Here is a 20,302-nt window from a genome sequence, read left to right as displayed (position 1 = left end):
TATTTCACCTCTGATTTCAGTAATATATTTAATTGTAACTATAGGATTGGGACGGGAAATCCTTATCTAAATGGCATTGACCCCGTCCCCAAGAGCCCACTTTTTTAAAGCCAAAGCAAAGAACTTACCGCCTACCTGGTAGAGAGAAACTGAGCTTCCCTGGCTGCATCCCTGTCATCAGGGTATTGCTCCAGGTAAGCAGCAATCAGATTCTTGGCTGTAGCAAAATCGCCCATATATTCATATGCAGTGATCTGATTGCGCAGCAGAGACATAGCCTCATCCGGGTCACCCAAAGCGATTCCGGCTTCAAAGTCTGCTATGGCAGCTTCGTAATAAGAGCTGTCCCCCATACTTTCTGCCATTTTGACTTCGCAGATGCCCAGCCTGTTATAGATAGCGGCATTGTCCGGATGTTCTTCCAGAAATGATCTGTAGACGCTGACCGCATAGTTAAAGTCACCCTGCTTTTCTCCTGTCTTACCTAGGAGCATGACTACAGGAGTCTTGTCTGAAGTGGTCTTCTCACTTCTAGCCAGTTCCAAATAGTTCTGAGCCTGGGCATTATTGCCCAGATAATAAGAGATCTGTCCCATCTCGTAATTGGTCATATGATCAGGATCCCATACTCCCTGGAGTATGCCCAGTCCTTCTTCTTCATAGCCTTTATCTGCCAGTTGCTGATATACGGCTATTATCCTGTCATAGTCATCATTATCCATGGATATGGTCTTTGTAAAATCTGACAGGGCGCTGTCATGATCTCCCAGCTCCAGACGACATACACCCCTTAGATAGACCGCATCCCTTTCAGATGGTCTAAGGTCCAGGATAGCATCATAAACAGACACAGCCTCCTCATATCTGTCCTGTTTTTGAAGAGTCTTGGCCAGATAGTAGGCTATGTCAAAATCCATGGAATCCGGGATGCCGCTGCCTGCGCCCAGGGCCCTTTTGAAACAGTCTTCAGCTTCAGGATACATGGACTGCTCCAGGTAGCTGATCCCCAGCCCTCTAAGGCAGGATCTTTTAGAGGAACCGTTTTCCATAGCTGTATTAAAGCCTGTCACGGCTTCTGCATATTTATGGTCTTTAATATCCGTCATGCCGGCCTTAATAGCATCATCACTTTCCCCGCAGCCGCTAAGGCCTGCCAGGCTCAGTGAAATGATGCACAAGGCGGACAGAAATCTTTTACCCATATTAGTCCTTTAAGTATGCAACGATCTCAACTTCGCACAATACATTCTTAGGAAGAGTCTTGACTGCCACGCAGCTTCTTGCAGGCTTGCCTGTAAAATACTTCTCATATACTGAGTTAAAATCAGCAAAATCGCCCATATCATCAAGGAAGCATACAGTCTTTACAACATGCTCGTAGTCAGTGCCTGCTGCCTTTAAGATCTCGCCGATATTGCGGCATACCTGATCTGCCTGAGCCTTGATATCACCTGTCTCCAGATCGCCTGTCTCGGGAATGATCGGGATCTGACCTGAAGCATAGAGAAAATCTCCTGCGATTATGCCCTGTGAATAGGGGCCGATTGCTGCGGGTGCCTTATCTGTAGATACTTTTTTCATGTTACTGTCCTCCAATTTATTATTTCTATTCTGCACATTTGGTCTGTTTGCGAGATCAGAAGAGCTTCTTTTCTTCCTCTTCCTCAAATACAGCAGTCACATAGAAGCCTCTTGAATTCTCTTCCACTTTGGTGACCACACCCTCCCTTGCCAGCATGCGCTGATTGAAGGGATAGTTGCCGCTCATGGCCAGTGCAGGATTGATAGTATAGTAATAGTTACTGGGAAGCAGGCCTTCTGTCACAGTGATCTTGTCTCCCTCTTTCAACAGGCCCGGCCTTTCCATCTTAAAAAGCATTTCTCGTTTCAATTCTACTATCCGTTCCTCTCATGACTAATCGCCAAGATTATTGATCTCTGCTATGCGGGTCTCCGCATTATTGGCATATCTGGTATCAGGAAACTCATTCATGACCTGATCATAGATTTTCCTTGCTTCATCCAGCTCTCCGCTCTCATAATAGCTGCTGCCCAGGAAATAGAGAGCTGCTGTATTAGTGCTGTCGTATTTAACAGACCTTGCCAGATCAGCGATTGCCTTGTCATATTCCTGATTCTCCAGAGCTTCATAGCCGGACCTGTAATAATAATCACCCAGACCCACGCCGCAGACCTCAAGGAGCGCCCGGTAAAAGGCAGTCTGTTCATCAGGGCTGTCTGACTCTTCCTCAGATACATTTACCTTGTCAAGGTGGGCGCCTATATTCTCAAAGTCTGCGGGATCCGTAATATAAGCCCTTCCGGCAGCCAACAGCTGACTCATGGATTCTACTGTCTCATCTGTACCCTCATAAGAGTCTATCTCTGCCTGAAGCTTTTCGATGTCAGCATTCAGTCCCTCTATCTCATGATCCTTATCCAAGAGCTGAGCCGACCTGGAACCTGCTTCCTCAGAAAACTCTGCTATTTTCTTATTGGCCTCCAGATTGATCTTCTCTATCCTCTGGGGCAGGATGAGAAAGAGAGCTGTGAATAACCCCAGAAGTATACCTATGGATATACCAAGAATGGACACTCCTGTCCCCCTTTGTCTGGAAGCAACAGGCTCTATAATAGTCTCATTGCCGCTGACATACTCTCTTACATCTTCCTGTCTGTCCGGAGCAGGTGCCAGAGAATCATCCACCGATCCGGGACTGAGCATCTTGGATGTCTCAGCCAGATATCGGCGGGTTAGTGTATTGCCGTTATCAATAGCCAGCGCTTTATTCAGTTCCTTTTCCGCTTTGGAATAGCTGCCGCTGTTCATATATAGAAGTGCCAGCAGCTGATGGGCAGCAAGAAATCTGGGATTGGAAGAAAGGACCTTTTTGAGCTGTATCACAGCTACGTCCAGACTGCCATCCCTGCAATATTTCAGAGCGACGTTATACTTCTTCATGTTCTGGCTCAGCGCGTCCAGCCTTGTAGGTGACATTCTGAGCTCATTCATGAATTCGTCAGCAGGATTGTTTTCTGTTTCCAGGTTCTTGGAAATGACCCATTGGGTAAGGGCTGCTACAACCTCTCCCATTTCATAATAGACCAGCCCTAAAAGATTGCGGGCGGCTATATTATTCTTGTAGAGCATGATGCTCTGCTGAAGGGATATTACAGCGCCGGAGAGATTACGCACACTTGCCTTTTCCAGTCCGTCGTTATAATACACATTAGATAAGCTGACAACCTTCTTATAGAGACCTACATACTCTCCGCAGACCTGACAGTGGTCACCTTCCCCAAGAACGCTCTGACACTTATAACATATCATCAGGTTCTTCCTCTCTGGTTACCGCCGTTTTCTGCTTCCTTCATAAGTCTTATCAGGATATCTGACATATCATCCAGATTCTGGTTCTTTATTAGATCCTCTGCCTCTTCTATCTCAAGACTGGGCTTGAAATTAGACAGTTCTTCTTCAAAATTGATCATCGACTATCATCTCCCTGATCTGTCCCGCAAGATACAAGGATCCTGCGGCATAAATCTGATCTTCTTTGCCGGCCATATGCCTTACATAGTCAACTGCACTTTTAACATCATCAAAAAAGCTGACACTGCAGCCGGTATCCTTTCCAATCTCAAATGCTTTCCTTAACTCTTCTTCAGAGACCGTTCTGCTTGTTCCCAGGACAGCTGCGGATATAGTATCAAACACTCCGCTGCCCAGGATCATGGAGACCATATTCATATATTGCTTGTCTGCAACGACGCCAAAAATAAGGTGTTTACGACCGATGCAGTCTATCTCCCCGGCAGATGACAAAAAAGCTGTCATACCGTCCTCGTTATGAGCCCCATCCACAAAGAAACCGGGATAAAGCTCCTCCATTCTGCAGGTCCAGAAACTGTTAGCCAATCCTTTTACAATGTCTTCTTCGCTTATATCAGCTCCCATCCTGCCCAGTTCCTCAGCCGCAGTAACGGCAAGAGCAGCATTTTCCATCTGATATGAAGCATATGTATTCAGAGTCAAGCTAACATATTTATAATACTCAGATTCATAGCAAAAATCAATCCGCCCCAAAGTGCCTTTTGCCTTAGAATCCCTATTTTCCAGGCTTCCCGGGCATATTCTTTTTATCATGGAAGCTGACACTCTCCTGAAGGGAGCATGAAGCTCCTCTGCCCTATGCAGGATCGCATCTGTGGATTCAGGCCTCTTGTCAAAGAATACCAAAGGAGTAGCTCTACGGATGATGCCCGCCTTCTCCCCTGCGATCTGGGCATAGCTCTCGCCCAGATACTGCATATGATCAAGGCCTATCTCAGTGATGACAGACAAAAGAGTAGTCTCCACACTGTTAGTGGCATCAAGGCGGCCGCCCAGGCCCACCTCCAGGATCAGATAATCCACAGGCTCATCCCTGTATATCACCATGGCCATAAAAAAGAGATATTCAAAGTAAGTAGGAAAATAGTCAGCTCTCTTGATATCCGACGCTCTGTAAGCCATGACTCTGCATAATATCTCTTTAAAAGCGTCCAAAAAGCCGCTCTCACTGACCATATTCCCATCTATGGCAAAGCGCTCTCTGATATCTACAATATGGGGAGATGTGAAGGTCCCCACATGATAGCCTGAAGCCCTGAGAATGGAAGTCAGATAGCTGCATACAGAGCCCTTGCCGTTGGTCCCTGCCACATGTATGATCTTCATCTCTCTGTCGGGATCCCCAATATAATGAAGGAAGTCCACAGTCGCCTCATAGCTATGCTTGACTGTAAACCTCCCAAGTGAATTAAGAAAATCTTCGGCGGGGCCCATACCCGACTTTCCTTCCAAAGACATTCCCCTTATCTTATCAACTGAGCTTAGCAGCTCATCTTCGTTATCCGGAGACATTTCTTCCTCCATATCCTGTCTGATCTGCGGCGGCATATCCATCATATATGCCGCCTTTAAATTCAGGCTAGGAAGGACTATATCCTGCCTAGCCTGGATTAGTTTACAAAATAGTTATTTTCCCAGCTGCTCCAGTCTCTCACATATCTGGTCGAAGGTCTGCTGATATTTCTGCTGCTTTTCCTTCTCTTCCGCGATCTTCTCTGCAGGAGCCTTGGAGAGGAATCTCTCATTGCTGAGCATGCTCTGGGATCTCTTTAGCTCGCCTTCCAGCTTCTTCTTCTCCTTGGTGAGACGCTCGATCTCAGCTGAGATGTCTACCAGATCTGAGAAAGGCATATATAAAGCTGCATCTGCCAATACAACAGATACCGCATCCTCAGGGATGCCTGCCTTATCCTTCCGGCATTCTACTTCTGAAGCATATGCAAGGGACTGGAAGAAGAGCTTGCTGCTCTCAAAGGTATCCAGACTCTCAGCATTATCACTTACAACAAATACCTTGGCCTTACGGGAAGGCGCTACGTTCATCTGTGTCCTTACGTTACGGATGCCGCGAACAGCTTCCTTGATGATCTCAACCTTCTTTTCATCATCTGCAAAATTCCATTCATCCTTGTATACAGGCCAGTCAGAGATCATAATAGACTCTTCCTCGTCCTGAATGGTACAGAAGATCTCTTCTGTAATAAAAGGCATATAAGGATGCAGGAGCTTAAGTGAATCTATAAGTACTCTCTGGAGAGTCCAAAGCGCTGCTTCATGGGATACCTTGTCATCTGAATTGTAGAGACGAGGCTTGACCATCTCGATATACCAGTCACAGAACTCATCCCATATAAAGTCGTATACCTTCTGAACAGCGATACCAAGCTCAAACTTGTCCATGTTCTCGGTAACTTCCTTTACAGTATTATTGAGCTTGGACAGGATCCAGTGATCAGCCATTTCAAGGCCCTCCGGCATAGGCTGGTGGATAGCTGAGGGTGCACCCTCTTCCATATTCATCATGATGAACCTGGAAGCGTTCCATACCTTATTGGCAAAGTTTCTGCTGTTCTCTACTCTCTCGTTATAGAAACGCATATCGTTTCCGGGTGCGTTACCTGTAACAATAGTCAGACGCAGGGCATCGGCGCCGTATTTCTCGATCACTTCAAGAGGATCGATACCGTTGCCCAGTGACTTACTCATCTTCCTGCCCTGAGAATCCCTGATCAATCCGTGGAAAAGAACTGTCTTGAAGGGATAGGTTCCCATGTGCTCATAGCTGGAGAAGATCATCCTGATAACCCAGAAGAAAATGATGTCATAGCCTGTTACAAGCACATCTGTAGGGAAGAAGTACTTCAGTTCCCTGGTATCATGAGGCCATCCCAGTGTCTCGAAGGGCCAAAGGGCTGATGAAAACCATGTATCCAGAGTATCGGGATCCTGTGTAAAGTGGCTCTCGCCGCATTTAGGACATACAGTGGGCATCTCCTTAGATACAACAACCTCACCGCACTTATCGCAGTAATATGCAGGGATCCTGTGTCCCCACCAGAGCTGTCTGGATATACACCAGTCTCTGATATTATCTGTCCAGTTGTAATAGATCTTATCCATTCTCGGAGGGATCAGCTTGATCTCGCCCTCTTTGATAGCCTTGACAGCGGGCTTTATCAGCTCATCCATCTTTACAAACCACTGTGCCTTGATCATAGGCTCTACAGTAGTCTTGCAGCGGTCATGGGTTCCTACGTTATGAGAGTAGTCTTCGATCTCTACGAGAAGGCCCATCTCTTCCAGTTCCTTGACAATGGCCTTTCTGCATTCATAACGATCCATTCCCTCAAACTTGCCGCCATTTGCATTGATAGTGGCATCATCGTTGAGGATATTGATCTCAGGCAGGCCATGACGCTTGCCTACTTCAAAGTCGTTAGGGTCGTGAGCAGGAGTGATCTTAACTACACCTGTTCCAAACTCCATATCTACATACTCGTCTTCAACAATGGGAAGCTCTCTGTTTACTATAGGAAGCAGGACCTTCTTGCCCTTGAAGCTCTTGTATCTCTCATCTTCGGGATTAACAGCAACAGCTGTATCGCCCAGCATGGTCTCAGGACGTGTAGTAGCAAACTCAATAAAATCTGTATTAGAGATGCTGCCGTCCTCATTAATAACAGGATACTTGATATGCCAAAGATGTCCTGCCTGCTCTTCGTATTCTACCTCTGCATCAGAAATGGATGTCTTACATACAGGACACCAGTTAACGATCCTGGATCCCTTGTAGATATAGCCTTTCTCATGCATCTTTATAAATACTTCGGTTACGGCCTCGTTGCAACCTTCATCCATGGTGAAACGCTCTCTGTCCCAGTCGCAGGATGAACCAAGCTTCTTGAGCTGAGATACGATGGTGCCGCCGTACTCCTTCTTCCACTCCCAGGCCTTCTCCAGGAACTTCTCTCTGCCCAGTTCCCTCTTATCAATACCCTGCTTCTTCAGCTCGTTGGTAATACGTACCTCAGTTGCGATAGAGGCATGATCAGTACCGGGCTGCCAGAGAGCATTGTAGCCTTCCATTCTCTTCCATCTGATCAGGATATCCTGCAGAGTCTGGTCAAAAGCATGACCCATGTGGAGCTTACCCGTGATATTCGGGGGCGGGATCACAATGGTAAAAGGCTTCTTAGTCTCATCTACTTCCGCATGGAAGTACTTCTTCTCTTCCCATTTTGAATAGAGGCGACCCTCTATCTCACTGGGATTGTAGGTTTTTTCCAGTTCTTTTTTCATTTTCCTTAGTTTACCTCCTGTGATTGCCGGCCGGAGGGCCATCCTGGATATGTTCCTTGTACGGATTTGTGTACAAAAAAGCCCTCAGCCGATTTTCAGTTCGGCCAAGGGCGTAATCTACGCGGTACCACCTTGCTTCCACCGGGAGAAAAAAATATATATCCCGATGCTCATTAACCCTTTAACGGAGGAGTCCGGATCTGCCTTGCCTATGTGGATAAAAAAAAGACTTTCTGAGCAGATCGGCTATCAGGATACCATCCTGACAAAAGCTACCTTCAAGACTCTGCGAACACGTTCTTGCAGCCTATCGAACGCTCTCTGGAGATCACAGGATGTCTCTACTCTTCTTTTATTCGCCTTTATACTGCCTGCAACAATCCGCAGGCATTTAATTACCATATATCTTATTCACAATAGCTATGCTTGTCAAGCTGCTGTTAAGCTGCAATAAGGTTACTGTTCATATCAATATACAAATCATATTTATGACATACGTGTCAGTGGCGAAATGGTTTACATAATTTCATTGACCAACCCGGTACCGGATCATTTAACGCTTCAACTTGTGTACGATTTAATGAGATAGATTGCTATGCTTATTTATGCGGTTTTTCGACATCGTTTTTCGAGTAATCCCCAAATTCCACAGAGTTATCCACAACGACACATATGTCAGTTTTTATCGCTTTTCTGTTATTTTGAACTAAATAATGTATATTTGTATATTCAACAAAAACAATTTGATACAATCTACAGGTTTACATAAGTTGAATAACTATTACATTATGTAAACCTTTATTGTGCTTTTTATGATTTTTTACTCCGGACTAGATGAGCCATCTTCTGAAAGCCGCGTATTTACTGACCAAAAGTTCTCCAAATATTCATTGACCGAATCGGTCGATACCCTTTTGATCTTCTTCCACTCTCTGGGAAAGAGATTTCTGTAGGATGGCTGGAGGAATCTCATATCAAGAAGTGCCACCACTCCCCTGTCATGCTCGGTCCTGATAACACGGCCTGCCGCTTGCAGGACCTTGTTCATACCCGGAAATCTGTAGGCATAATCATATCCGTCAAATCCCGCTTCATCAAAATAGTTTCTAAGGACCTCCCTCTCATTGCATACAAGAGGGATACCGCAGCCCACTATGAGCGCTCCTATGAGGCTGTCTCCCCTAAGGTCCACACCTTCGGAGAATATCCCTCCCATGACGCAAAAGCCTATGACAGGCTCATCTTCCACATATTCCACATCCATGTCTATGATATCTGACAGGTCCACGTTGTTGCCTTCACTAAAGTAGCCAAGGAAGGCTTCCCTCTCCTCTTCATTCATACCATAGCCCTGAGCCAGAATCTTAAAGCCGTCATCAGCATATCTGTCCATATATGACTCATAAACCTCTTCCAGGTAAGCATGAGAAGGGAAGAACACCATGTAATTGCCCTTTTTGGCTGTGGATATCTTATGTATATAATCAGCTACCAGGCCATACTGCTCAGGCCCCCTCTGTGCATAACGGCTTGTGGCATCCGAAGCTATCATCAGCCCTCTGGCAGAAGGATCAAATACGGAATTGGCATACATCTCATAATCATCCGGACTTCCGCCTGATATCTGCTTGTAATACTGTATAGGCAGGAAGGTAGCCGAGAAGAGTATGGAAGACACTCCCCTGTCCATACAGGCTGCCAGATTGGTGGAAGGATCCACACAATAGAGCCTGATGCGGTAGCCCAGGGCGTCATCCTCTTCCTCATAGATCCTGTATTTCTCATCCATCAGATCATAGATCGTGAGAAATCTCCTGACTTCAAAGTAGAGATCAAGTATCCTGTCCCTCATGGGACCTGCTTCTTTGTCTTCATCAAGATATGCGGATATGGCGCCTGCCAGGCGGTCCAGCTTCTGTATGATATCTTCAATGGAGTCAATAAAGCCGGGCTTTGTATAGGCATCATAGAGGCTGTTTAAGGTATTTACTATAGTGGTGAGCTGGCTCTTAAAGCTGACCTTTAGATCACTAAGCTCTGATGAGATAAGCAGGTAGTGGTCTCTGATAAGATCAGCGCTGTAGATATCCCTTCCTCTGTCAGAGAGATTGTGGGCCTCATCTACAAGGAATATATAGCTGCCCTTTACATTCTCAGCAAAATAGCGCTTGAGATATACAAAAGGGTCAAAGACATAGTTGTAATCGCAGATGATAAAATCTGCAAAAAGACTCATATCCAGGGAAAATTCAAAGGGACAGACCTTGTGCTTTTCAGAATAATATAGAAGGGCTTCCCTGCTGTAATTGTCTTCATGGGTCATCATGTCATACATGGCATCATTGACCCTGTCAAAGTGGCCTTTGGCATAGGGGCATTCATCCGGATTGCAAGCTGCGCCCTTCTTCAGGCATATCTTGTCCTTGGCTGTGAGCATCACAGTTTTCATACGAAGCCCCTGCTCTGCACGAAGGAGCCTTGCAGTATCAGCTGCAGCAGCCCCTGTAACGGATTTAGCTGTGAGATAGAATATCTTCTCAGCTTTGCCCTGGCCTACTGCCTGAATGGCAGGATACATAACAGTAAGGGTCTTGCCTGTACCTGTAGGAGCTTCCAAAAAGAGCTTTTTGCCCCGGGCAATGGTCCTGTAGACACCTGCTGCCAGCTCTTTTTGCCCTGCTCTGTATGGATAAGGGAATTTGCAATTCCTTATAGACTCGTTGCGTAGCTCCGCCCAGCGGGCACTATGATCAGCAAAGAGCCTGTATTTCCCGATCAGATCCTTAAACCAGGCAGTAAGGTCCACTGCTTTGTATTCATATTCAAAGTACCTGATATCTTCTGTGTCCATGTTGCAATAGGTCATCCTCACACGGATCTCAGGAAGCTTATTGGTCAACAGGTAGATGGCAGCATAAACCTTGGCCTGAGCCAGATGTACTCCTTCAGGCTCTTTCATGGTTTCAAGCTTCTTAAAGGTACCCTTGATCTCATCTATCATAGGGACCTTGCCCTCTTCTTCCAGGATGCCGTCTGCTCTGCCTTCTATGAGGATCTGATATTTGGATGCGGAATAAGTATAAGAAAGAGAGACCTCGCTGCGATAAGAAGGTCCCTGCATCTTTTGGATCTTGCGATGGATACGGCCTCCGCGCTGCATGGCATCCTCCGTACTCCCGTGATATCTGTTGTCGATATCCCCGCTGCGCATGATAAAGCCCACCAGGGTCCTGACTGAAATCTCTACAAAGTCCATAGTCTGTCCTGCTCCAGGGCTGCCCTCTTATAAATCAGCGACGGCAGCATATATGGCATAACTCTGATCTCCTCTTTATTACATAAGTAAAAAGACCCGTCAAAGCGGGTCTTTTTAAAGTCGTGATCGTCGTATTTATAATAATCTTCAAGCTTCCAGCCTGTCAAGATATTCATCAAACTCTCTACTCTCACCGTAGTAAGATACTGTAAGATTCTTCCTCATATCAAGACCGAGGATGCCCAAAATGGACTTACCGTCTACGATGATGCTGCCATAGCTGACATCAATGTCAAACTGACACTTCTCTGCCTCTCTGACGAAGTTTCTGACCTCAGAGGGTTCAAGCCTGATAATACGCTCTGTTTTCTGTGCGATCATTTTTAACCTCATACTGCGAGTGAAACCGGTAAAAATGGTCCGGGCATCTGCGGTGCTCGCGTCACATAGCCCTTGGATACGGGATATCCCGTTTCAAAACCACTTCCTTAGTAATGATAATAACTGCACGCATCCCTGCGGCTCACATAAGTCCATTATATACAACCGACTCCATAATCATAGTGGGCATATTCACAAAATTTCTCGGATTTTTTGTTCAAATTGATGCATACTTTATAAATTATGATTATTTTCAAGATGAAAATCGCTGAGATTAAGTAATATAGCCAAATTCGCCAGCTTTTATTCGTTTAATATTGCCTGTAATATTAGAAAAACAAAACGTTTTTATCACCCTGTTTTTAATTCCACTTTAATCTGATACAGAGATAGTTCAGTAAAAATTAACAAATAATATATATGACTTCTTGCACAATGGTCGAAAAAGAGTTTTAATAAGTATTATGATTTTTTAGAAAGGTGTATAAATATGGAAAACATAACGCTTCCCAAGGGGTATCACTCCGAACTGAACCTTTATGACACACAGGTTGCCATTAAAACCGTCAAAGACTTTTTTCAGGGACTATTGGCAGAGCGCCTCAATCTTCTTAGAGTATCCGCTCCTTTATTTGTAGATCCTACTTCCGGTCTTAATGATAATCTAAATGGATATGAGAGACCTGTAGATTTTGATATCAAGAATGATGATATCCATCACGCTGAGATCGTACAATCACTGGCCAAATGGAAGCGATATGCCCTTAAGAAATACGACTTTTATACAGGCAAGGGACTCTACACTGATATGAACGCTATCAGAAGAGACGAAGATCCTGACAATATCCACTCTATCTTTGTAGATCAGTGGGATTGGGAGAAGGTCATCGACAAGTCCGACAGAAATATTGAATTCCTCCAGGAAACAGTCCGTGGTGTATATAGCGTCCTTCGCAAGACTGAGAAATATCTCTCTATCAAGTATGACTATATCGAAGAGATCCTGCCTCAGGACATCTTCTTTATCACTGCTCAGGAACTGGAGGATATGTTCCCCGAATATACTCCCAAGGAAAGGGAATACTACATCACCAAAGCAAAGGGTGCTGTATGCATCATGAAGATCGGCGACAAGCTCGCTTCAGGCATTCCTCATGACGGACGTGCTCCCGACTATGATGACTGGGAACTCAACGGAGACATCCTGGTATACTATCCTGTCCTGGACATTGCTCTTGAGCTGTCATCCATGGGTATCCGTGTAGATGAAAACAGCTTAAAGACACAGCTGGAGAAAGCAGGCTGCACCGAAAGAGCAGAACTTCCCTTCCAGAAGGCTATCCTGAACAAGGAACTGCCCTACACCATCGGCGGCGGTATCGGCCAGTCCAGAATATGTATGTTCTTCCTGAGAAAGGCCCACATCGGTGAGGTACAGTGCTCACTTTGGCCTTCAGAAACAGAGAGAATATGCAAAGAGAACGGAGTACAGCTCCTGTGATACCTGCTATTCTCACGCATAAGGAGCAAGATGGCAAATCAAAAAGAAGCACAATTATATAACACATCAGACGACAAGGAGATAATAGCCCTCCTGGCAGGACTAAACACCGGTGATGACGCAGACTTGTTTGAAAGCTCCATGAATGAGCTAAAAGGCCTTGCGAAGGCTGCAGGCATGAAGGTATGCGCCATGATCACCCAGAACTCTCCCTCTGTCAACCAGGCCACTCTGGTAGGAAGCGGCAAAGTGGAAGAGATCAAGGCCAGGATAGGCTATGACGATGCAGATATAGTTATCTTCAATTCCACTCTGACTCCCATGCAGATCAGAAACCTGGAGAGAGCCTTAGACCGCGAGGTCATAGACAAGACAGCTCTGATACTACAGATATTCTCTGAAAGAGCCAGGACCAGAGAAGCCCTGCTCCAGGTAGAATATGCAAGACTGGAGTATATGCTCCCCCGCCTCTCCCATATGAGGAGCGGCCTGACCAGGCAAGGCGGAGCCAGCGGTTCCAAATCTTCAAAGGGTGCCGGTGAAAAAAAGCTGGAACTGGACAGAAGGCATATAGAACACAGACTGGCAGAGCTTAGGCGTGAGCTTAAAGAGATGGACAAAGAACGCGCAACCCAAAGAGAAAAGCGTCTCTCTTCTCCCTTCCCCAAGATCGCTCTGGCAGGCTATACCAATGCAGGCAAGTCCACCCTAATGAACCATCTGCTGGGCATTACCGGAAGCAGCGATGAAGACAAGCTGGTCATGGAAAAGGATATGCTCTTTGCTACCCTTGATACTTCTGTGAGGAAGATAAGTCCTCAGGGACACAGGACTTTCCTCCTTTCTGACACAGTAGGCTTTATAGACGACCTTCCCACCTCCCTGGTAAAAGCCTTCAGATCCACGCTGGAAGAGATCAAATATGCCGATCTGATACTGGAAGTCATAGACTACTCGGACCCCGATCACAGGAGGCATATAGAGGTTACAGACAGCACCCTTAATGAGATAGGTGCTGGCACTGTGCCCAAAATATATGTTTATAACAAAGGCGACATAGCAGACAGGATAGAGCTTCCCTTTGTCAGGGACAATAATATATATATGTCAGCCAAAAACGACACAGGGATGGAGGAACTCCTCTCCCTTATAGACAAGGTCCTGGCAGAAGATGAGACTCAGGTAAGTCTCATGATCCCTTACAAAAGAGGCGACATCTTCTCCCGGATAAATGACAGCTGTAAGGTCACAAGCAGCAAATACCTTGAAGATGGTATAGAAGTCACTGCTTTTCTTAGAAAAGCAGATCAAAACAGGTATAAAGAATATTTATTATCATAAGATATTAAAAAGGCAAATGAAGCGGTATGTTATCATACATTCATTTGCCTTTTTGCATTAGCTCTAATCATTCATGACATTAACACACTTCCCTGAGTGCGCCGCAGGCTGATAAGAGGATATTACCAAGGTCTTCCACTGAATCAGCTACCTTGTCAGCACCTGCTGCCCTAAGCTCAACATAAGAGCCGTAGCCGTAACTTACGCCTACTGCCATCAGGTCATAGGCTTTGGCACCTGCCATGTCGAATTTACGATCGCCCACCATAGCAGTCTCATCAGCATTGGCCATGAGCTGCCTTAAGGCTTCTTCTACTACTTCCCTCTTGTCGCTTCGTCTGCCGTCCGGCTCGCTTCCTACTACAACTTCAAAATAAGAATCTATATCGAAATGCTTGAGTACCCGCATAACCTGACTCTGTACCTTAGAGGATGCGATAGCCAAATGAAGGCCAGCCTCCTTCAGATCCCTGAGCATCTCCGGAACACCCTCATAGAGCTCATTTTCAAATATACCTGTAGGGATATAGTATTCCCTGTATTTGGCGACAGCCTGCTTTGCCTGGGCTTCGTCCATACCATATTTCTCTGTGAATGTAACATTAAGGGGTGGTCCTACAAAAAAAGAGAGCCTGGATGCATCAGGTTCATGGATGCCCTGATCTTCAAGAGCATATTGAGCAGCCTTGGTTATACCAAGACCGGAATCCGTAAGCGTTCCGTCCAGATCAAACAATACATATTTCAGCATATTCTTCCTTCCCGTCTGCGGATCAGATCATGCAGATCAACTATGATCAAACTAATTGCAACATATTTTATGATTTGAGCTTAGGAGGCCATTTTGCTCTATAAAAAAGGGCCATTTGCCGCTCAAAAATAGCCTCTCAAAGAGGGGCCTTCATTAATGTACGCTATTTCGTCATAGTCTGACAATATGCATTCTGTATAGATTGCTCAAATAGTTTGGATTTATTTGTGCAATACTCACATTTGATATCTCATGACAATATGCTAGATTATATGAGAAGTTGCTAGGGGAGCCATGCTGAGAAGGTTCCGGAGCTTGTTAAGATTTAGTCACCAGTGTTCATGAGCATCCAGCTGATGAATAAGGTCTGTTTAGGCAGACCGCGGCATAAATCTGCAGTTTTGGACCGACCCTCATTACTTGAACCGGGTAATACCGGCGTAAGGAAGCACAGACTAGCAGTATCGTTCTGATACTGTATTTCCCTCTGCATCTATATTATTTGGATCGCTGATCCAAGATACATTCAATAATATGATTGGCCTATGGCCAGGGGAGGATTCTTATGCTCAATTTTTTCACAAGCCAGGTAGATGAATACGGTGATACTACCTACGCTTTCACCAACAGCGGCTATACTCTTTTTGTAGTCATCATGCTGCTCGCCGTATTTCTCACATGCTTTTTTACCAGCAAAGACAATAAGTTTCGCCTGTCAGCACGTCAGCTTGCTGTATCTTCTGTCTGCATTGCACTGGCATTTGTGACCAGCAATATCAAGCTCATCCATCTGCCTCAGGGCGGCTCCGTAACACTCTTTTCCATGTTCTTCATCTGCTTTGTAGGTCATATCTACGGCCTTAGAAGCGGTATCATGGCAGGTGTATCCTACGGACTCCTGCAGATGCTCATAGATCCCTATATCATCAGCGTTCCTCAGATGCTGCTTGACTATGTATTCGCCTTTGGCGCTCTTGGCCTCTCAGGACTCTTCTCCAAAAAGAAGAACGGCATCCTCCTTGGCTACCTTACAGGTATCATAGGACGTATGTTCTTTGCTGTATTATCAGGAATAGTCTTCTTTGGAATGTATGCTCCCGAAGGACAGAGCGTACTGATCTATTCACTCTCCTATAACGGTCTCTACATCATGGCTGAAGCCGCTATCACACTTGCTATCCTTGCAGTTCCCGCTGTCAGGAAGGCACTTGTGAGAGTCAAGATCATTGCCAGTGAAAATGATTCCAGATATCTTGAGGCAGTAAAACAGGAAGGCTAAGCCCTTTTATAATTATCATTCATATGTATTATTAAAGACCACAGAGCATTACCCGCGGAATGCTCTGTGGTCTTTTAATTAGTGATCCATATTTGCTATTTATCCTGATTCTCCTGTATACATCAGACCTTCACTTCATGTCCTAGGCAGAAGGAATATAGGTATCTGCTCTTAACCTTCTTGTGAAGGAGTCTCTCAAGAGCTGTCTGATAGTAGTCCAACTGGACCTTATATCGTCCGGACAGCTCCTCATCTGAACTTACCTTATCAGTCTTGTAGTCAAGGAGTACTATCTCGCCTTCTTCCATAAAGTAGGCATCAATCACGCCCTGGATCAGGACCAGCTCGCTTTCAGGGAACTGCTCTCCCAGGCTCCTTGCAGGAAGTCCCAGCATAAAGGGATGCTCTCTATATAGTCCCCCTTCCCTGTATGAAGCAGCCATACGTTTTCCCAGATCAGACCTAAGAAAAGAGATGATATCATAAGGCCTTGTATTATCACAGCTGCCCTCTGATAAGAGCCCCTGGTCTTCTTTTTGGCGCATCCAGTTCATAACACTGTCGTATGCACTCCTTAGATTGTCAGAGGACATGATGATTGGATCATCAAATATCTCATGATCCAAAAGCTCCATCACTCTATGATAGATGCTGCCCCTTGCGGCAGCTCCAAGTGCTCTCTCCCCCCTGATAAAGAGGGGCTCAGCCTGATCGGGTGCAGAAGGATAGAGCATCTGGGCTTCCTCTTCTTCTCCTGCATGAGCAGCCTTTTTCAGCTCTGTGACCGTTGTCTTGGTAAATAGTCCCTGATAATCGGTATGAGAGTATTTCCAAGAGAAATTCTCATCAAGCTTCTTCAAAAGAACCTTGTCATAAGAGCTGCCTTTTCCTGCTTTATCAAGTCTAAGCTTTCTTATGGCAGCTTCTGCTTCTTCCTGATTCTCTATTTTTCTAAGGTCTTTCGATGAATATACACTGATCTTAAGGGGAGCTACTACGCCAAGGAGCTCTTCCATGGGTAATATATTACCCATGGAGTCACGTCCATAGTTTGGAGCATTGTTTGCAGCACTATATGCAGATTTGTCAAAATCAAGGCCCATATCCTCTGCCAGCTTACCTATTGCCGGATGATAGGATAGCGCCGGGATCAAAAGATCCATGTAGGACCTGGCCTGCGACCTTACGCCGTAAGGTACTGTCTCATCTTCCTGCGCATTCGCATGCTTTCTTTCACACATAGATACAGCATCTGCAAGCTTTGATTCCAGCTTGCTTATACTCCCCAGCAAAATGAGCTTTTCCTTGGCCCTGGTCATAGCAACGTACAGCACTCTTAGCTCTTCTCCCAAGGCCTCCAGCCTCATCTCTCCGGATACCAGATTTCTGTATGGAGTACTGTAGACCAGTTTTCTCCTGCTATCAGTGCATTTGCCTGCTATACCCAGCTTTTCATCCATCAGGACAAAGTCCCTGGAATCACTGGTATTAAAGGTCTTGGACATTCCCGCCACAAATACTATGGGGAATTCCAAACCTTTACTCTTATGGATGCTCATGATACGCACAAGATCGGCGTTTTCATCAAGGACATTGGCTTCGCCATAGTCCACCTCATATTTCCTGAGCTCCTCAATATATCTGACAAAATGAAAGAGTCCCTTAAAGCTGGTCTTCTCAAAGCTGGAAGCTCTCTCCATGAGCATATCCACATTGGCTCTACGCCTGGAGCCTGAAGGCATGGCGCTGATAAGCTCCAGATAAGAGGTCTTATCAAGCGCGTAACCAAGGAGCTCGTGAACAGGCATATATACAGCATGCTCCCGAAGGTCATCTATGTCTCTCATAAAGCTTTTAAGCTTTTCTAAAAGAGCATCAAGTTCATCGTTTTTTATAAAGCCCGCATCCTTATAAGCTCCTTCATCATAGCCCCTCTCCACAAGCTTTAGCTCTTCATAAAGAGGCATCTTTTTTTCCGGACCATATACATGATTATAAAGAGCTCTCAGAGAGGCCAGCTCCGAATCTGTAAAGGAAAAGAGCATGGAATGCATGACACCTGCAAGAGATATATCCAGCAAAGGGTTATCCAGAATCTTTAGCAGGTCCATAAGCGCAGCCACTTCCACTGCATCAAAATACCCTGTTCTGGACTCCACATATGCAGGGATGCCTCTGGCCTCCAGGACTTTTCTAAAGCTGTCAGCCCAGACAGCGCCAGTCCTAAGGAGGATCACTATGTCCGAATACCTTACCTTCCTAAAGCCGCCGTTATTGTCACTGACAAGACCGTCTTCCATAAGCTGCTTTATCCTGCCGGATATGAGATAGGCTTCCTGCTGCTTGGAATTAAGATTTGAAAAGCTAAGAGGCGCCTCTTCATATTCTCTGGGATAATCCGTCCTCGCGTCTTCGCCATCTTCCTCATCAGATGACTCTGCTCCTGTATCATTATCAGAGTCATCTTCTGCGCCGCTTTTGATCAGCAAAAGTTCCGTTGCAAAGGGATCATCTTCAGCTTGGGAACCGGGCTTTTTGGCATCAGGCAAGGGATAATCTGCCCCTGCCTGAAGCATGGCATCCTCGTCATAGTCCACGCTCCCCAGATCCACGGCCATGATCCTTCTAAAGATATAATTAACAAAATCCAGTACCTGACAGCGGGAACGAAAGTTTTTGTGGAGATCTATCCTTCTAAAATCAGCAGCTTCTTCCCTGCTGTATTCTCTAAGGCCTTTCATAAATATCTCGGGCTTGGCCAGCCTGAATTTGTATATACTCTGCTTTACATCGCCCACCATAAAGCGGTTATATACCCCGTCCTCTTCGCCGGATACTGAGGACAGTATGAGCTCCTGGACCATATTGGAATCCTGATACTCATCTATGAGTATCTCCCTGTAATACCCCCTGTACTTGTGGGCAACATCACTTGCTCTGATGTCACCGCTTTCCGGATCCTTATCCAGCAGTATATTAAGGGCCATGTGTTCCATGTCATTAAAGTCGATCACGCCCCTTTGGTTCTTTGCTTTTTCAAGAGCCGTTGTATATCCTGCTGTCAGCCTGCAAAGGCTCCCCAGAGCTTCATCGCAGAGCCTCATGCTGGCTATCATATCCTCTTTGGACATAGTAAAAAAATCTTTCTCCAGCTTTCTTACCCTTTTTTTATATTCATCTCTGATTGCCTTGGCTCTATCCCTGAAATATACGGAAACAGAAGGGTCCTGTTTAGTAGAAAGCTTCCCAAAATCAAAGCCCACAACAGCCCTTCTCATATCATCATAACTAGCGGCCTCTACAGCCTGCCATAGCTCATCTTTCTCTTTTTCCAACAGGTCCATATACATGTAGGGACCTGCGCTCTTTTGGGATATCTCATAAGCTGTCTCCGCAAGCTGAGCACAATAGCTCAGGATTTTTTGGCAGTTTTCCCTGATCAGAGCTATCCAGTAAGTATTGTCGATATTATCTTCATCGATCCTCTTTAACGTAGCCTGCTCTTTAAGGTAGTCTCCGGGAAATGGCATACCCTGAGAAAACTTATATAGCTTATTGATATTCTCCTCAAGCTCTGTATCTGATGAGCCCTTAGAAAAAAAGTCCGCAGCAAGAAGAAGGTCTTTATCTTCCTCAGCATACTTTTCTTCTAAAAAATCTGCCATGGCGTTTTTGGCAAGAAGCCTTATCTCGCCTTCATCTGCCACTCTGTAGGAAGGATCGATACCGATCTCGCCAAAATTCTCCCTGATCACAAGCTGACAAAAGGCATCAATAGTCATGATCCTGGCGTTGTGAATAAGAGTCTCCTGACGCTGCAGATGCATATTGCCGGGCTCCTCCTCCAGCTTACGCTCTATGGCCTTATGGATCCTCTCCTTCATCTGAGAAGCAGCGGCCCTGGTAAAGGTCACTACTAAAAGCCTGTCTATATCCACAGGCTCTCCTCCATCAGGTCCTTTTTGGGATATGAGCTGTATGATCCTTTCCACCAGTACTGCAGTCTTGCCTGACCCTGCAGCAGCAGACACAAGGAGGTTGGATCTTCTGGCATTTATTACACTTTTTTGTTCACTGGTAAAATCCATATAATTCTCCAC

The 20,302-nt window shown here is 45.5% G+C and carries 15 protein-coding genes; 3 read left to right on the top strand and 12 right to left on the bottom strand.

Going from position 1 to position 20,302, the window contains the following annotated elements:
• Positions 1-131: 131 nt before the first annotated feature.
• The 10 genes from G636_RS0112605 to G636_RS0112555 form a co-directional block, all read right to left on the bottom strand.
• Entirely contained in the window at positions 132-1,202 is a 1,071-nt protein-coding gene (locus G636_RS0112605; RefSeq protein ID WP_026508348.1) for a tetratricopeptide repeat protein, read from the bottom strand.
• A 1-nt stretch (position 1,203) separates the two neighbouring features.
• Positions 1,204-1,581, bottom strand: coding sequence for a RidA family protein (locus tag G636_RS0112600; protein WP_026508347.1), 378 nt, complete (start codon positions 1,579-1,581; stop codon positions 1,204-1,206).
• Positions 1,582-1,636: 55 nt separating this feature from the next.
• Positions 1,637-1,879, bottom strand: coding sequence for a hypothetical protein (locus G636_RS0112595; protein ID WP_035779663.1), 243 nt, complete (start codon positions 1,877-1,879; stop codon positions 1,637-1,639).
• Positions 1,880-1,915: 36 nt separating this feature from the next.
• Positions 1,916-3,331 (bottom strand): tetratricopeptide repeat protein, encoded by a 1,416-nt coding sequence (locus tag G636_RS0112590; protein ID WP_026508345.1) that lies wholly within the window; start codon positions 3,329-3,331, stop codon positions 1,916-1,918.
• Entirely contained in the window at positions 3,331-3,492 is a 162-nt protein-coding gene (locus tag G636_RS20575; RefSeq protein ID WP_035779662.1) for a hypothetical protein, read from the bottom strand. The genes G636_RS0112590 and G636_RS20575 overlap by 1 nt, the downstream gene beginning before the upstream one ends.
• On the bottom strand, positions 3,479-4,942 hold the full coding sequence (locus G636_RS0112580; RefSeq protein ID WP_196803109.1) for a bifunctional folylpolyglutamate synthase/dihydrofolate synthase: 1,464 nt from the start codon (positions 4,940-4,942) through the stop codon (positions 3,479-3,481). Before G636_RS0112580 ends, G636_RS20575 begins: the two co-directional genes overlap by 14 nt.
• 78 nt (positions 4,943-5,020) lie before the next feature.
• Positions 5,021-7,693 (bottom strand): valine--tRNA ligase, encoded by a 2,673-nt coding sequence (locus G636_RS0112575; protein WP_026508343.1) that lies wholly within the window; start codon positions 7,691-7,693, stop codon positions 5,021-5,023.
• 820 nt (positions 7,694-8,513) lie between these two features.
• The gene (locus tag G636_RS18525) at positions 8,514-10,949 is read right to left on the bottom strand and encodes an ATP-dependent DNA helicase (protein ID WP_035779661.1); all 2,436 of its coding nucleotides are present in this window, start codon (positions 10,947-10,949) and stop codon (positions 8,514-8,516) included.
• Positions 10,937-11,125, bottom strand: coding sequence for a hypothetical protein (locus tag G636_RS0112560; RefSeq protein WP_026508341.1), 189 nt, complete (start codon positions 11,123-11,125; stop codon positions 10,937-10,939). The genes G636_RS18525 and G636_RS0112560 overlap by 13 nt, the downstream gene beginning before the upstream one ends.
• A complete protein-coding gene (locus G636_RS0112555) occupies positions 11,097-11,330 on the bottom strand; it encodes an HPr family phosphocarrier protein (protein WP_026508340.1) in 234 nt (77 codons plus the stop codon). The genes G636_RS0112560 and G636_RS0112555 overlap by 29 nt, the downstream gene beginning before the upstream one ends.
• Before the next feature lie 490 nt (positions 11,331-11,820).
• Between G636_RS0112555 and asnA the strand changes: the two genes are divergently transcribed.
• Positions 11,821-12,831, top strand: a complete 1,011-nt coding sequence (gene asnA / locus G636_RS0112550; protein WP_026508339.1) for an aspartate--ammonia ligase — start codon at positions 11,821-11,823, stop codon at positions 12,829-12,831.
• A 30-nt stretch (positions 12,832-12,861) separates the two neighbouring features.
• The gene (hflX, locus tag G636_RS0112545; RefSeq protein WP_051227005.1) at positions 12,862-14,172 is read left to right on the top strand and encodes a GTPase HflX; all 1,311 of its coding nucleotides are present in this window, start codon (positions 12,862-12,864) and stop codon (positions 14,170-14,172) included.
• Positions 14,173-14,251: 79 nt separating this feature from the next.
• Here the strand turns inward: hflX and G636_RS0112540 are convergent, their stop codons facing one another.
• Positions 14,252-14,923 carry an HAD-IA family hydrolase gene (locus G636_RS0112540; protein WP_026508337.1) on the bottom strand — a complete coding sequence of 224 codons (672 nt, stop codon included), beginning with the start codon at positions 14,921-14,923 and terminating at the stop codon, positions 14,252-14,254.
• Between the two features lie 565 nt (positions 14,924-15,488).
• Here G636_RS0112540 and thiT point away from each other — a divergent pair.
• Positions 15,489-16,202 carry an energy-coupled thiamine transporter ThiT gene (gene thiT / locus G636_RS18520; protein ID WP_051227003.1) on the top strand — a complete coding sequence of 238 codons (714 nt, stop codon included), beginning with the start codon at positions 15,489-15,491 and terminating at the stop codon, positions 16,200-16,202.
• Between the two features lie 122 nt (positions 16,203-16,324).
• Here the strand turns inward: thiT and G636_RS0112530 are convergent, their stop codons facing one another.
• On the bottom strand, positions 16,325-20,290 hold the full coding sequence (locus tag G636_RS0112530; RefSeq protein ID WP_035779660.1) for a UvrD-helicase domain-containing protein: 3,966 nt from the start codon (positions 20,288-20,290) through the stop codon (positions 16,325-16,327).
• Positions 20,291-20,302 lie beyond the last annotated feature (12 nt).

This window comes from Butyrivibrio sp. MC2013 (assembly GCF_000424585.1).
Classification (GTDB): domain Bacteria; phylum Bacillota; class Clostridia; order Lachnospirales; family Lachnospiraceae; genus Butyrivibrio.
The sequence above is the reverse complement of the archived record's forward strand: the minus strand, read 5'-3'. Positions and strand labels throughout refer to the sequence as shown.

What these genes read in the sequence shown, in the direction of transcription:
- G636_RS0112605 (WP_026508348.1), bottom strand. Translation starts at nt 1,202, where the DNA reads ATGGGTAAAAGATTTCTGTCCGCCTTGTGCATCATTTCACTGAGCCTG.
- G636_RS0112600 (WP_026508347.1), bottom strand. Translation starts at nt 1,581, where the DNA reads ATGAAAAAAGTATCTACAGATAAGGCACCCGCAGCAATCGGCCCCTAT.
- G636_RS0112595 (WP_035779663.1), bottom strand. Translation starts at nt 1,879, where the DNA reads ATGCTTTTTAAGATGGAAAGGCCGGGCCTGTTGAAAGAGGGAGACAAG.
- G636_RS0112590 (WP_026508345.1), bottom strand. Translation starts at nt 3,331, where the DNA reads ATGATATGTTATAAGTGTCAGAGCGTTCTTGGGGAAGGTGACCACTGT.
- G636_RS20575 (WP_035779662.1), bottom strand. Translation starts at nt 3,492, where the DNA reads ATGATCAATTTTGAAGAAGAACTGTCTAATTTCAAGCCCAGTCTTGAG.
- G636_RS0112580 (WP_196803109.1), bottom strand. Translation starts at nt 4,942, where the DNA reads ATGCCGCCGCAGATCAGACAGGATATGGAGGAAGAAATGTCTCCGGAT.
- G636_RS0112575 (WP_026508343.1), bottom strand. Translation starts at nt 7,693, where the DNA reads ATGAAAAAAGAACTGGAAAAAACCTACAATCCCAGTGAGATAGAGGGT.
- G636_RS18525 (WP_035779661.1), bottom strand. Translation starts at nt 10,949, where the DNA reads ATGGACTTTGTAGAGATTTCAGTCAGGACCCTGGTGGGCTTTATCATG.
- G636_RS0112560 (WP_026508341.1), bottom strand. Translation starts at nt 11,125, where the DNA reads ATGAATATCTTGACAGGCTGGAAGCTTGAAGATTATTATAAATACGAC.
- G636_RS0112555 (WP_026508340.1), bottom strand. Translation starts at nt 11,330, where the DNA reads ATGATCGCACAGAAAACAGAGCGTATTATCAGGCTTGAACCCTCTGAG.
- asnA (WP_026508339.1), top strand. Translation starts at nt 11,821, where the DNA reads ATGGAAAACATAACGCTTCCCAAGGGGTATCACTCCGAACTGAACCTT.
- hflX (WP_051227005.1), top strand. Translation starts at nt 12,862, where the DNA reads ATGGCAAATCAAAAAGAAGCACAATTATATAACACATCAGACGACAAG.
- G636_RS0112540 (WP_026508337.1), bottom strand. Translation starts at nt 14,923, where the DNA reads ATGCTGAAATATGTATTGTTTGATCTGGACGGAACGCTTACGGATTCC.
- thiT (WP_051227003.1), top strand. Translation starts at nt 15,489, where the DNA reads ATGCTCAATTTTTTCACAAGCCAGGTAGATGAATACGGTGATACTACC.
- G636_RS0112530 (WP_035779660.1), bottom strand. Translation starts at nt 20,290, where the DNA reads ATGGATTTTACCAGTGAACAAAAAAGTGTAATAAATGCCAGAAGATCC.